We start from the raw sequence: 13,226 nt of genomic DNA on the forward strand, positions 1-13,226 counted from the left end.
CGAAACTAATGATTGTTAACACACCCTAGTTTCAGCCATCGATTTTCTGTTATGCACTGACCGTGCGTTTTTCGATCCGCTTTTCGAAAGCACCCTGGATCAGGCGGTCCACATAGATACCTGGCGTCTGAATCTCATCGGGATCAAGCATGCCCGGCTCAACAATTTCCTCGACTTCGACCACGGTAATTTTTCCGGCCATCGCCACCAGCGGGTTGAAATTCCGCGCCGTCTTGCGATAGATCACGTTGCCGTAGGTATCGGCCTTCCAGCCCTTGACGATGGCGAAGTCCCCGATGATGGCTTCTTCGAGAACATAGTGGCGGTCGCCAAAGATGCGGACTTCCTTGCCTTCGGCAACGGGGGTGCCATAGCCGGTAGCGGTGTAAAAAGCGGGGATGCCGGCGCCGCCGGCGCGCATGCGCTCTGCCAGGTTGCCCTGAGGGGTGAGTTCGACTTCCAGGTCCCCCTCCAGCATCTGTTTTTCAAACAGGGCGTTTTCGCCGACGTAGGAAGCCAGTATCTTGCGGATCTGGCGATCTTCCAGTAGCAGCCCCAGGCCGAAGCCGTCCACGCCGCAATTATTGGACACCGCCGTCAGGTTGCGGACGCCGCGACTCTTGACCTCTGCAATCAGGTTTTCCGGAATACCGCAAAGTCCGAAACCACCGGCCAGGAGCGTCATGCCATCTTCAAGCCCGGCCAGCGCTTCGGGGTAACTGTTTACGCGTTTATCGAATCCGGCCATGGAGTCGCCTCCTCATGTCGCTAGTTTCTTGTGGGGTTGGTCATCCGATTCTCATGCGGCTCCATTTATTTGTTAAGTTTGTTTTTACGATTGATTAATCTATTGCCTAAATAAATAATATCAAGAAGTGGAGGGCGAGATGACCGTGAAGCAGATCCGAGCATTTCTGGCGGTGGCTCAAACGCTGAGCTTTGTGCAGGCCTGTGAGCGGCTGCATCTGTCGCAGCCGGCGCTGAGCCTGGCAATAAAATCGCTGGAGGAAAAGCTGGGAGGGCCGTTATTCAGCCGAACGACGCGAAGCGTTCGGCTGACTCCGGAAGGTGAAGCGCTGCTCCCGCTAGCGCGCCGCTTGATCGCTGATTGGGACAATGCGCAGAATGAACTGCAGCAGCGTTTCCGTCTGGATCGCGGGCGGGTGACGGTGGCAGCGATACCGTCATTTGCCGGCAATGTGCTGCCGTCCATTCTCAAGGCATTTCGCACAAATCACCCGGGTATCAGCGTCAAGATCCAGGATGTGATCAACGAGCAGGTCACTGACATGGTTCAGGTGGGAGAGGTGGAGTTGGGGCTGGCGTTTGAGCCTCATGCGGTCTCAGGCCTTCATTTTACCCCCCTCTATACCGATCGCTTTATGGCGGTTGTCCCCGGTGATTCGCCTTTGGCGACGGCTCGCCATGTGCGCTGGGAGCAGCTGCTGGAAGAGCCATTCATCGCCCTTCAGCGCCCGTCAGCCGTGCGCTATATGCTTGAGGATGCCCTGATGGCTCTCAACCGGCCTCTGCCCGTCGAGCTGGAAAGCCATCAGCTGACAACCGTGGCGCGTATGGTTGCCAGCGGGTTGGGAGTCAGCGTTGTTCCATCGTTCTGCATGACTCAGATGGAAGCCCTGGGAGGGCGTTGCCTACCGCTACGTGATCCCGCGGTCGAGCGTCCGATCGGCGTACTTCAACAGCCCGGCCATGAGCTATCAGTGGCTGCGCGAGCGCTTTTTGAGACGCTGCGTGAAGAACGCTGGTTTTAAGCTCCGGGCTCGGGTGGCGAAATACGCCCGGTTTCGCACGGGCCGTTTCAAGCTTCGGCTTGCACCCGCATTAGCTCAGCTGCACGGGGATAGCGTTGCTGGTGTGGCTGACTTCGTTGCCCTCGGTCAGATAGACCAGAGCCGGCCGGTGCGCGTCCAGCTCGCTTTCCTCGTAGTGGGCGTAGCTGCAGATGATGACACGGTGTCCGGGACTACCGTGGTGAGCCGCGGCGCCGTTGATGGAAATCATCTTCGAGCCCGCTTCGCCGCGAATGGCGTAGGTGGTGAAGCGCGCGCCGGTGGCCACGTTGTAGATCTGCACCTGTTCATTTTCGCGGATCCCCGCCATGTCCAGGAGCTCGCCGTCGATGGCGCAGGAGCCTTCATAATGGAGTACGGCGTGGGTAACGCGGGCCATGTGCAGTTTGGCCTTGAGCATGACAGTGTGCATGGCAATATCCTTTGAAGCGGGGCAAGGCCCCGGGGCGAAAAGCCTTCTAGAGTAAGCAAAAAGCCAGTGTAAACAATGGCTGCGTCGGCAGAAAAGCCGACGAGTCGCGCCAGGGGGAAGGCGCGGTCTAGGAAGCCGGGAGCTCCAGGCTGAGGTTGTCGATCAGGCGGGCCGCACCCAGATGGGCGGCGGCCAGCAGTACTGCCTGGCGAGTGCGCGCCGTCACCGGATTCAGCTGGCGGTCGCGCAGCGCCAGGTAATCCGGCGTAAAGCCGGCTTCCTGCAGCGCCTGATGGCCGTGGACCAGCACGGTATCCTGATCTTCGCCGGCGGCGAGCCGGTCGCGCATGGCGCACAGGGTGTGGTAAAGCGCCGGCGCTTTGGCGCGCTCGGCATCGCTCAGATAGCCGTTGCGCGAAGACAGCGCCAGGCCGTCGTCGGCGCGCACGATGGGCACGCCGTCAATTTCCACGGGCAGATGCAGGTCGGCCACCATCTGGCGGATCACCGCCAACTGCTGATAGTCCTTCTCGCCGAAGCAGGCAAGCCCGGGAGCGACCAGGTTGAGCAGCATGGCCACTACCGTTGCCACGCCGTCGAAGTGGCCGGGGCGCGAGTCGCCGCAAAGGCCTTCGCTGACGCCGGGCACGTGAATTCGGGTGGCATTTTCCAGCCCTTGAGGGTAGAGCGTCGCGGTGTCGGGGGCAAACAGCACGTCGCAGTCCGCCTTTTCCAGCGCTGCCTGATCGTCGGCAAAGGTGCGCGGGTAGGCGTCAAGGTCTTCGCCGGGGCCGAACTGCAGCGGATTGACGAACAGGCTGGCGACGACCACGTCGGCACGCCGGCGCGCGTGGTGAAAAAGCGCCAGATGGCCGGCGTGCAGATTGCCCATGGTCGGCACCAGGGCAATACGTTGACCGCGCCGGCGCGGCTCGGCCAAGGCGTCGTTAAGGGCCTCGGCGGTTTGCAGGGTATGCATAGTCAAAACCGTGTGCGAGAAGGCAGGGCTCAGCCCGGCCTCAAAAACTATGGGCGTCGGTGGGGAAGGTGCGCTGTTTGACTTCGTCGTGATAGCGGGCAAAGGCGTCCTGAATGCTCGAGGCTTCGGCCATGTAGTTTTTCACAAAGCGTGGCGTGTGCCCGGTGCTGATGCCCAGAACGTCGTGCATGACCAGTATCTGGCCGTCGGTATCCGGCCCCGCGCCGATGCCGATGACCGGGACGTCCAGCGCCTCGGTAACGGCGCGGCCGAGGGTCGCGGGCACGCACTCCAGCAGGATGATCGAGGCGCCGGCATCCACCAGGGTGCGGGCGTCTTCGATAATGCGCTCGGCATGGGCGGCCTCCCGGCCCTGCACCCTGTAGCCGCCCAGCTGGTGGACGGTCTGCGGCGTCAACCCCAGGTGGGCGCAGACCGGTATGCCGCGGCGACTCATTTCGCGCACGCCGTCGGCCATCCACGCCTCGCCCTCTACCTTGACCATTTCCGCGCCGGCGCGCATCAGCGCGGCGGCGTCTTCCAGGGTGCGCTCCACCGTGGCGTTGCTCATGAACGGCAGGTCGGCCATCAGCAGGCTGGCCCCTTTACCGGCGGCGGCGGCCCGGGTGTGGTAGCAGATGTCGGCAAGTGTTACCGGCAGGGTGCTTGCGTGCCCCTGCAGCACCATGCCCAGCGAGTCGCCCACCAGCAGAACTTCAATGCCGGCCTGGTTTGCCGCATGGGCGAAAGAGGCGTCGTAGGCGGTCAGGCAGCTGAACGTTTCGCCGCTGCGTTTGTGCGCGCGCAGGGTGTTCAGGGTGACGGTTTTCATGGCGAGCTCTCGATGATTGGTGAAGCCGGATAGCCGGCGCCCGTAGCGGTATTAAAAGGGCTTGAACGCATGGAATACGGGCGCTAATTGTTACCCATGTACGCTACCGGTGTCGAGAGGTGTGGCGAACGGTAGCAAAAACCGGGAAGCAGTCACCGTGGCCGCGGGTCAACTCAGCGGCGTGACGTCGTCATCGAGACCGTCCAGCCAGCGGCCGAGCGGCTGGCCGTGAAGCGTCAGGTGCGGATCGATCTCCCGCAGCGGACGCAGCACGAAGGCGCGCCGGTGCATCTCGGGGTGCGGTACCTTGAGCCGCGGACGGACAACGGTGGTGGCGTCGAAGAGGAGGATGTCGAGATCCAGGGTGCGTGGCCCCCAGCGGCGCTCGCGTCGGCGGCGGTGGCGCTGCTCCAGCGCCTGGAGCTGGTCGAGCAGGGCCAGCGGCGAAAGCGCTGTTTCCAGGGCGGCGACGGCATTGACGAAATCGGGCTGGTCCTGAGGGCCCACCGGGCGGCTGGCATAGAGCCGGGAGGCGGCGGTCACGCGGCACAGCGGCAGCGTGTCGAGCTCGTCAAGGGCAGTGGCCACCTGGCGGCGGGGGGTTGCCAGGTTGCTCCCCAGGCCGATGTAGGCAAGCGAGGTGCGCAGGCCGGGCAATGTCGTCTACTCCGTCTTTTTGCGAGGTTTGCGGCGACGCTTGCGGCGTTTGCCCTGGCTTGCCGGGTCGCTGCCGACCTTGCTCAGCAAGCGGCGCTGCTCGTGCTCGTCACCCTGCTGGAAGGCCGTCCACCACTCGCCCAGCCCGCTGGGGATTTCGCCGGCCTGCTCGCGCAGCAGCAGCAAATCGTAGGCGGCGCGGAAGCGCGGGTGCTCGCGGGTCTGGAAGGCGCGTTTGCCCTGGCGCCTGGTCAGGCGCTCCTGGAGATCCCAGATATCGCGCATGGGCATGCCGAAACGCTTGGGAATCGAGACGTGCTGCAGCTGGCGCGAAACGACCTGCTGAGCGGCGGTGTGCGTGGCCGGAACGCCGGGCATACCTTCCTGTTCCAGGGCCGCTTTGCGCTGAACCACCGCCGGCCAGAGAAACGCCGCCAGCAGAAAGGCCGGCGTGACCGGGCGACCTTCGGCCATGCGGCGATCGGTATTGGCAAGCGCCGCTTCGATCAGCTCTTCGGCCCAGTCGACGTCGGCCATGGCCTCTTCGGCTTCGGGGAACAGCATGCCGAACAGATCGTAGTGGCTGAGCAGGCGGAACGTCATCAGCCCGTGGCCGGCCATGAACAGCTTGAGCACTTCGTCGAACAGCCGCGCCGGCGGAATTTGCAGCAGCAGCGGCGCCAGCTCATAAATCGGCGTTTCGCTGGCTTCGTCCAGCAGAAAGTCCAGCTTGGCGGCAAAGCGCACCGCGCGCAGCATGCGCACCGGGTCTTCGCGGTAGCGGGTTTCCGGGTCGCCGATCAGGCGCAGCGTACGCGTTTCGATATCGTGCACGCCGTCGGCAAAGTCGTGCAGGCTGAAATCGGCAATGCTGTAGTACAGGGCGTTGACGGTAAAATCGCGCCGCAGCGCGTCCTCTTCGATGCTGCCCCAGACGTTGTCGCGCAGCAGCAGTCCGGCATCGGACTGGCGGGCAATATGGTCGGCGTGTTCGTCCTGGGGCTGACCGCGAAAGGTGGTGACCTCGATGATTTCGCGACCGAAACGCACGTGCACGATGCGAAAGCGCCGCCCGATCAGCCGCGAGTTGCGGAAAAGATCGCGCACCTGCTCCGGCGTGGCGCTGGTGGCCACGTCGAAGTCCTTGGGCATCTTGCCCAGCATGGCATCGCGAATGCAGCCGCCGACGAGGTACGCTTCAAAGCCTGCACCGTCGAGTCGGTAGAGAACTTTCAGCGCGGCGTCGCTGATGTGCTGGCGCGAGATGGGGTGCTCTGCGCGCGGAATGATACGGGGGGCCGGCAGGCTGGGCTTGCCGTCTTCATCGTGGCGGGATTTCAAATGGTCTCCGGGAATTAAAATAGCGTAATACGTTCTTGAAACAGGGAGCTGGCAACGTTCTGGCAGCGCGACCCTTGGGCACGACCGCCTGGCAGTCGCCTCGTGCATGGGCGGCGGTTTCGTCTCGCAGAGTACAAGACATGGCCTAACAAACGCTTGAGTGTAGCCGACGCTCGGGGTCTTGCAAAGCATTGGCGCCCACGCCCAGGGCCAGTGCCGTTAGCTCAAGCACCTTTGTGGCACCGTCAACAGCTCTGCAAGGGGCAATAAAAAAGGGGAACCCGGTGGGCTCCCCTTGGAGATGGATGCGTTGGCGTCCTTGCCGTTATTTTTTTCGGCGGTTTTTCTTCGTATTGGCGCATCGCCCTGAATACGCACCGCAGTCGGCAGGCGTGAGGGTCACGGTATATCCCGACCGCCTCGTATTCAATGCAATAATCCAATCGCGAATGTCGTCTCCCGGCTGTTGTTATTGTTGCCGGGGCCACGCTGATGGCCGCTGTCTTTCTTGTTGTTGTTGGCTGCTTTGTTGTGTTTTTGCCGCTGGCCGTCGCGTGCTTCGCGTCCTCCTACCGGGCGCTTGCATAGCGGCACCTGTTGTTATTGTTGGCGGTGCCGAAGGCAAGGCGAGAAAGTCCCCGTTGTTGTTGTTGTGCGGGTCCCTCTCTTTATTTTTGCTTTTTGCGTGTTCTGCCGTGTTGTTGTTGTTCAGGGCAGAAGCGAAGGCGGCGATCGCATTGTTGTTGTTGGCGCTGCGGTTAAGCGCTTGGTCGCCTGGCCCAGTGTGTTGGTTTATTTTTCTTACCCTATACGTTGCATGTCGCGTGCCAGTTTTTGTCATCTCTATATTTATCAAATACTTACGCGATAATTAAGAGAAAAAGGAACAAGCGCTACCGCCGTGTGTTACCGCCTTGAAAGGGGGCGCACGAGGCTTCTGTGTGCTGGGGTAACAGTAGGGCCGGGGGCGCCGGTGCGAGAACAGGGAGAAGGTTGCCGGCCAATGGGACATTCGTCGAAGGCGGCGGGCCTCGCCGGTATAAAGCGGGAGGGTCAAGCGCTCGAATGTCCAGGCTGAGGCCGTCAGGAAGCGAGTCTAGGAGGAGCGACGAGCATTTTTCTTGCGCGGTATGCCCAGCCGCTGGCGGCGCTCCCAGAGATTCTTGCGGCTGATGCCGAGCTTTTGGGCCAGCTCGGTTTCGCTCATGTGGTCCTGGTGCTCGAGCACGAAGTGTTGAAAATAGTCTTCCAGCGATACGCCTTCGGCGGTGCCGCCGGGAGGGGGCTCGGCCGGCGCCTCGTCGGCTGGCGCTTGTGGCGGCGTGACCGATGCGGGCTGAGGGCGTGTGGCGGCGGGCGCCAGCCCCAGGTCGTCGGGGTGGATCAGGTGGCCTTCGGCAAGGATGACGCCGCGCTCCAGGGCGTTTTCCAGCTCGCGCACGTTACCCGGCCAGGGGTAGTCGCGCAGGTCCTGGCGCGCCGCCCGGGACAGGCGCAGGCCTTCGCGGCCGTGACGCTTGAGCGCCTTGTCGAGCAGGATATCGGCGATCGCCAGGACGTCGTCGTCGCGCTCGCGCAGGGGCGGAAGATCGATCTGCATGACGTTGAGCCGGTAGTAAAGGTCCAGGCGAAACTCGCCGCTTTTGGACAGCGCCGCCAGGTCGCGGTGGGTGGCGGCGATCAGGCGCACGTCGACGTGGCGGGTTTCCACCGAGCCGATCTTGCGGATTTCGCCTTCCTGCAGCACGCGCAGCAGCCGTGCCTGGGCGTCCAGCGGCAGCTCGCCGATTTCATCCAGAAACAGAGTGCCGCCGTCGGCGGCTTCGACCAGGCCGGTGCGCGAGGCGCTGGCGCCGGTAAAGGCCCCCTTTTCGTGGCCGAACAGCTCGGATTCGATCAGCGTTTCGGGGATCGCGGCGCAGTTGACCGACACCAGCGAGGCCGCGGCGCGCTTGCTCTGCTGGTGCAAGGCGCGGGCCACCAGCTCCTTGCCGGTGCCTGACTCGCCCAGAATCAGCACGGTGACGTCGGCCGGGGCGGTCTTGCGAATGCGGGTATAGACCTGCTGCATGGCGTCGCAGTCGCCGATCATGATCTGCTGGTCGCCGCCTTCGTCGGTGATTTCCGGCGGCTCGCCCTGGCGCATGGCCTGCTGGTGGAGGATGCGCGAAACGGTCTCCACCAGTTCGCCGTGGTCGAACGGCTTGGCGATGTAGTCCACCGCGCCCTGCTTGAGCGAGTCGATGGCCGAGCGCATGCTGGCGTAGCTGGTCATGATCAGCACCGGCACCGGCGCGGCGCGCTCGATCAGCACCGTGCCTTCTTCCCCCGGCAGGCGCAGATCGGCGATCACCAGGTCGAAGCGCTGCGGGTCCAGGCGGTCGGCTTCTTCGGCGCTTTCCGCTTCGCTGACGGCGTAGCCGTGGCGTTCCAGCAGACGCTTGAGCGCGCTGCGAATGATTGCTTCATCTTCAACAATCAGAATCTGTTGCATGGGGCGGCGGCTCGTCCTGTTGATAAAGCGGTAGCCATAGGGTGATGGCGGTGCCGCGGGATTGGCCGGGGGGCGGCGAGGCAACCTCAATGTTGCCCTGGTGCTCGCTTGCGATCTGATAGGCGAGCGAAAGCCCGAGCCCGGTACCTTCGCCGGCAGGTTTGGTGGTGGTGAACGGCTCGAACAGGCGGTGGCGTACGGCGTCGGAGATGCCGTGGCCGTTGTCGGTGGCGCACCACCAGGCGTAGCCGTCTTGGTTTCCGGCGCTGACGGTGACCGTGCCGTCCGGGGCGCAGGCGTCCCGGGCGTTGCCAAGGATGTTGAGCATGACCTGAATCAGCCGCTGGGCATCGCCGCGCACGATAATGTCTGCCGGGCAGTCGCTGTGGAAGCGGACGGCTTCGTCGGTACGCGCCAAGTGTAACAAATGCAGGGCTTCTTCGCTGATGCGGGCAAGCTCGACCGGGGAGCGTGGCAGGGCTACCGATTGACGGCCGCCGTGGGCAAACTCCACCAGCGAGTTGACGATGCGGGTGATGCGTTCGGTCTGGGTCTGAATGTGCTCGGCGGTTTCCAGCATGACCGGGTCGTCGGTGTCGTAGCGCAGGTTTTGCGCAAGCGACGAGATGGCGGTGACCGGATTGCCGATTTCGTGGGCGACGCCGGCGGCCAGCTGACCAATGGAGGCAAGCCTGGCGGCGTGGACCAGCTCGTCCTCGAGCCATTTCATTTCGGTGTGGTCTTCAATCAGCACCACGCTGCCGCCGTGGCTGTCGTCGCCGTCCAGGGTGGCCTTGTTCAGGGTGAGAAAATAGTCGCGCTCGTGAAGGCGCACGGCCTGCTGGTAAAGCGTGACGCTCGAACTCTCCAGAGCGTTTTGCATCAGCGTCGGCCAGGGCTCGGGCAGGCTGTCGCGGTGAGCGCCGATGACGCTTTCGCCGCTGATGCCGGAAAGCTTGGCGAGCGCTCGGTTCCACATGACGATCTCGTCATCGTTGCCGAACAGGCAAAGCCCCACGGGCAGGTTGGTCAGCGTCTGGCGGTGGTGGCGGCGCAGGCCGTCCAGCTCTCGGGCAAGCCCGGTCAGCCGCGACCGATAGGCTTCAAGCCGGCTTTCGACGAAGTGAATGTCGTCGGTAACCGGAGCGTCGTCGTGGCGATAGGGCAGGTAGCGGTCGACAATATCCCGGGCCACCGACGGCCCCATCAGCCCCGAGAGGTTGGCCTGAATGCGATCGCGCAGGCGGCGCAGGGCGTAGGGGCGGTATTCCTCAGAGGTGAGATTGAGGGCTGACAGCGCGCGGCTGACTTCGCGGTCGGCGGCTTCGTCGCCCAGCGCTTCCGCCAGCTGGGCGGTAAAGTCGGCCACCGTGGCGGCCTGGAGCGGCAGGCGCTTGGAACGGATGACGGCGTCTACCGAGCAGGCTTCGGCCGCTGCGCTTTCGCCTTCGGAGGTGCGGCTGAATAGCGAAACGACGATCAGCGCAAGGATATTGGCGGCAAGTGACATCAGTGTCACCTGATACCACACCGGCTCGCCGGGCAGCGGCGACCACAGCGCCGGCAGCGGCACAAAAAGCGGCAGCCAAAGCCCCCAGAGCCAGATGACGCTGCCGACGGCCAGGCCGGTGACCAGCCCTTTGCGGTTGGCGCCGGGCCAGTACAAAAGGGCCAGCATGCCGGGCAGGCACTGCACCATGCCGGCAAAGGCAGCGAGCCCCAGCGTAATGAGGTCGTGGCGGCCGACGCCAGCGTGAAACAGCCAGCCGCCGACCACTACCGCGACGACCAGCCCGCGGCGTAGCCAGCGCAGCCAGCCGTAAAGATCCGCTCGGGCCTCGGGCGGGCGGGCCACCAGTACGATGTGATTGAGAATCATCCCCGACAGCGCCAGCGCAATCATGATCATGGTGCCGCTGGCCGCGGCCAGCCCGGCAATGAAGGCCAGCGCGCCGACGCCGGGGTATTCGCTCACTAGATAGACGGCATAGGCGGTAGCGCTGATGGGCGTGCCGGCCGTCTGCTGCGCCGCCCACCAGATCAGCGGCACGGGCAGCGCCGTCAGCAAAAGGTAAAGCGGCAGCGTCCAGCTGGCCTGCAGCAGCGTATGGCGCGACAGGCTTTCGGCGAAGGTGACGTGAAACATGTGCGGCATCATGAAGGCGGCGGTAAAGAACAGCAGCAGCAGCGTGCGCCAGTGAGCCGGATCGAGGGTGGGCGTTTGCGCGACCAGCGCCTGGCCCTCACCGCTGGCAAGCCACTGCTGCAGCTGGTGGGGACCGTCGAAAACACCCCACAGCGCTATCGCTCCCAGCGCCAGCATTGCTCCGAGCTTGACCAGCGACTCGAAGGCAATCGTGGCCAGCAGGGTATTGTGGCGCGTGAGAAGATGGCTCGAGCGGGCGCCGAACAGCACCGCAAACGCGGCCGTCACCAGACAAAACAGCAGCGCCACCGAGCTGCCTGCTTTGCTCCCGGTCATGGCGTTGACAGCCTCGCTCAGGGCCTTGACCTGAATGCCCAGCAGCGGCATCACGGCAAAGGTGCTGATCAGGGTCACCAGAGTGCCCGCCCAGCGGGTGCGGAAACGAAAGGCGAACAGGTCGGCAAGCGAGGCCAGCTGATAGGTGCGGGTAATGCGCTGGATGGGTACCAGCAGTACCGGGGCGAGCAGGAAAGCACCGGCCGCGCCCAGGTAATAGGCCAGATAGCCAAATCCGGCGCCGGCGGCGAACTCGACGCTGCCGTAGACCGCCCAGGCGCTGGTGTAAACGCCGAGCGCAAGCGTATACACCGCCGGGTGGCGGGTCAGCCGGGAGGAAATCCAGCCGCGCTCCACCGCGACGGCGCAGCCAAACAGCAGGGCGAGATAGCCAAGTCCCAGCAGAGTGATTGTCGCCAACTCACCGCTCATCGAGTTTCCTTTTCTGTTCCAGCCACACGGTCAGGGCAATCAGTCCGCCCCAGATCAGAAAGGGTCGGTACCAGACAACGTCGGGGTCGCCCCAGCCGCTCATCAACAGCGGCGAGAGCAGATAGCCCCCGAATACCAGAAACAGCATGATGCGATAGACGTACACGGCTAGCTCTCCTTCGGCATGGCTTGCGGGGCCGGGCGCGTGGATGTGTGGGCCAGCCTCGACGGCGCCCAGTGTGCTGTGGCCCAGGCCAGCTGCTCGGCCACCGGCGCCTGTGCCAGCGCAGCCGGTGGCGCCTGATTCAGCGCTTCCAGAGCGGCTAGAAGCTGCCGGCGAATGCCGTCCGGGCGGGTGGCAAGCGCCGGCGCCAGGTTCTGCTTGGAAAGCTTTTGACCGTTGGGCGCCACCACCAGCGGCAGGTGTAAGTAGCGCGGGTGCGGGTAGCCAAGCGCCCGCTGGAGCTGGCGCTGCCAGGGAGTGTTGTCCAAAAGATCCATGCCGCGCACCACGTCGGTCATGCCCTGGTCGGCGTCGTCGACAACTACGGCGAGCTGATAGGCAAAAAGCGCGTCCTTGCGCTTGAGCACCACGTCGCCAAGGGTGGCCGGATCAAAGGTCTGCGGGCCCAGCAGCCGATCGTCGAAGCGTGCCGGGTGCTCGCCCAGGTCGCTTCTCAGCCGCCAGGCCACCGGGGCGTCCGGGCGGCAAACGCCGCGGCGACACCAGCCGGGGTAAACGGCGTAGTCGCGCCACTGCTTGCGCGAACAGCTGCACGGGTAAGCCAGCCCCGCCCCTGCCAGCCGTTCAAGCGCGGCCTGGTAGGCGTCGTGGCGGGTATGCTGCCACCGCACCTCGCCGTCCCACTCAAGGCCGAAGGCATCGAGCTGGGCAAGGATGGTATCGGCGGCCCCGGCCGGGCAGCGGGGCGGGTCGATGTCCTCTATGCGTACTTGCCATTCGCCGCCGGCCGCCCGGGCGTCCAGGTAGCTGCCCAGCGCCGCGACCAGCGAGCCAAAGTGCAGCGGGCCCGACGGCGTGGGCGCAAAGCGGCCGCGGTAGCCGGCGTCTGGGCCAGGGGGTGGGGGAAACGTTGTCATGGCGGCCATGATAACAGCGCCGCTGCCTGGGTGAGGGAGAGAAACGCCGGCGGGCACCCGCGGATGCCCGCCCTTGAGCGTGGCGTGTTAGCTGCCGAGTTGCTTTTCCTTGAGCTCGTCCAGGGTCTTGCAGTCCACGCACAGCGTGGCGGTGGGCCGCGCCTCGAGGCGGCGAATACCGATTTCGATGCCGCAGGCTTCGCAGAAGCCGTAGTCGTCATCGTCGATTTTCTCGATGGTTTCATTGATCTTTTTGAGCAGCTTGCGCTCGCGATCCCGGGTGCGAAGCTCCAGGTTGAAGCCCTCTTCCTGGGTGGCCCGGTCGGCCGGATCGGCGTAGTTGTTGGCCTCTTCCTGGAGGTGGCGAACGGTACGGTCCACCTCTTCCATGAGCTCCTGTTTCCAGTCCTGCAGGAGCTGGCGGAAGTGCGCCAGCTGCTGCTCGTTCATGTATTCTTCCCCCGCCGCCGGTTCGTACGGGGTGAAAGTCCTGGAAGCTTCCGTATTGTTGTCCGCTACTGGCATGGAGTGCCCCTTACGTAAATGACTGCTGAACGACCATTAGGCTATCCAATGATGTCGCGCCAAAGGCATGCTTGTTTAGCGCAAAATCCGGGGGAATGCAAGCATGATGCCGGCAGGAAACCGTGGCAGGATAGCGCGCCTGGGCGTTTGAGCCCGATAC

12 protein-coding genes are annotated in these 13,226 nt (G+C 64.0%); 1 reads left to right on the forward strand and 11 read right to left on the reverse strand.

Annotated elements, in window-relative coordinates:
* Positions 1 to 49: 49 nt before the first annotated feature.
* Positions 50 to 748: a CoA transferase subunit A gene (locus P1P91_RS02915; protein WP_311884405.1), complete on the reverse strand. Its 699-nt coding sequence runs from the start codon at positions 746 to 748 to the stop codon at positions 50 to 52.
* 139 nt (positions 749 to 887) lie between these two features.
* On the opposite strand from P1P91_RS02915, the gene P1P91_RS02920 reads away from it, so the two are divergent.
* Positions 888 to 1,772 carry a LysR family transcriptional regulator gene (locus tag P1P91_RS02920; protein ID WP_311884407.1) on the forward strand — a complete coding sequence of 295 codons (885 nt, stop codon included), beginning with the start codon at positions 888 to 890 and terminating at the stop codon, positions 1,770 to 1,772.
* A 70-nt stretch (positions 1,773 to 1,842) separates the two neighbouring features.
* On the opposite strand, the gene panD is transcribed toward P1P91_RS02920, so the two are convergent.
* The 10 genes from panD to dksA form a co-directional block, all read right to left on the reverse strand.
* The gene (panD, locus tag P1P91_RS02925) at positions 1,843 to 2,223 is read right to left on the reverse strand and encodes an aspartate 1-decarboxylase (RefSeq protein ID WP_311884408.1); all 381 of its coding nucleotides are present in this window, start codon (positions 2,221 to 2,223) and stop codon (positions 1,843 to 1,845) included.
* A gap of 127 nt (positions 2,224 to 2,350) precedes the next feature.
* A complete protein-coding gene (panC, locus tag P1P91_RS02930) occupies positions 2,351 to 3,202 on the reverse strand; it encodes a pantoate--beta-alanine ligase (RefSeq protein WP_311884409.1) in 852 nt (283 codons plus the stop codon).
* A 40-nt stretch (positions 3,203 to 3,242) separates the two neighbouring features.
* A complete protein-coding gene (panB, locus tag P1P91_RS02935; RefSeq protein WP_311884410.1) occupies positions 3,243 to 4,034 on the reverse strand; it encodes a 3-methyl-2-oxobutanoate hydroxymethyltransferase in 792 nt (263 codons plus the stop codon).
* Between the two features lie 168 nt (positions 4,035 to 4,202).
* A complete protein-coding gene (gene folK / locus P1P91_RS02940) occupies positions 4,203 to 4,691 on the reverse strand; it encodes a 2-amino-4-hydroxy-6-hydroxymethyldihydropteridine diphosphokinase (protein WP_376717195.1) in 489 nt (162 codons plus the stop codon).
* Positions 4,692 to 4,697: 6 nt separating this feature from the next.
* A complete protein-coding gene (gene pcnB, locus P1P91_RS02945; protein ID WP_311884411.1) occupies positions 4,698 to 6,032 on the reverse strand; it encodes a polynucleotide adenylyltransferase PcnB in 1,335 nt (444 codons plus the stop codon).
* Positions 6,033 to 7,128: 1,096 nt separating this feature from the next.
* The gene (locus P1P91_RS02950; protein ID WP_311884412.1) at positions 7,129 to 8,526 is read right to left on the reverse strand and encodes a sigma-54-dependent transcriptional regulator; all 1,398 of its coding nucleotides are present in this window, start codon (positions 8,524 to 8,526) and stop codon (positions 7,129 to 7,131) included.
* Positions 8,504 to 11,440, reverse strand: a complete 2,937-nt coding sequence (locus P1P91_RS02955; protein WP_311884413.1) for an ATP-binding protein — start codon at positions 11,438 to 11,440, stop codon at positions 8,504 to 8,506. The genes P1P91_RS02950 and P1P91_RS02955 overlap by 23 nt, the downstream gene beginning before the upstream one ends.
* Positions 11,430 to 11,606 (reverse strand): hypothetical protein, encoded by a 177-nt coding sequence (locus tag P1P91_RS02960; protein WP_311884414.1) that lies wholly within the window; start codon positions 11,604 to 11,606, stop codon positions 11,430 to 11,432. Before P1P91_RS02960 ends, P1P91_RS02955 begins: the two co-directional genes overlap by 11 nt.
* Before the next feature lie 2 nt (positions 11,607 to 11,608).
* The gene (gene gluQRS, locus P1P91_RS02965; protein WP_311884415.1) at positions 11,609 to 12,541 is read right to left on the reverse strand and encodes a tRNA glutamyl-Q(34) synthetase GluQRS; all 933 of its coding nucleotides are present in this window, start codon (positions 12,539 to 12,541) and stop codon (positions 11,609 to 11,611) included.
* 87 nt (positions 12,542 to 12,628) lie between these two features.
* The gene (gene dksA / locus P1P91_RS02970) at positions 12,629 to 13,066 is read right to left on the reverse strand and encodes an RNA polymerase-binding protein DksA (protein ID WP_311884416.1); all 438 of its coding nucleotides are present in this window, start codon (positions 13,064 to 13,066) and stop codon (positions 12,629 to 12,631) included.
* Between the last annotated feature and the right edge of the window lie 160 nt (positions 13,067 to 13,226).

Origin of the sequence: Halomonas piscis (assembly GCF_031886125.1) — a bacterium.
Taxonomy (GTDB): Bacteria; Pseudomonadota; Gammaproteobacteria; order Pseudomonadales; family Halomonadaceae; genus Vreelandella; species Vreelandella piscis.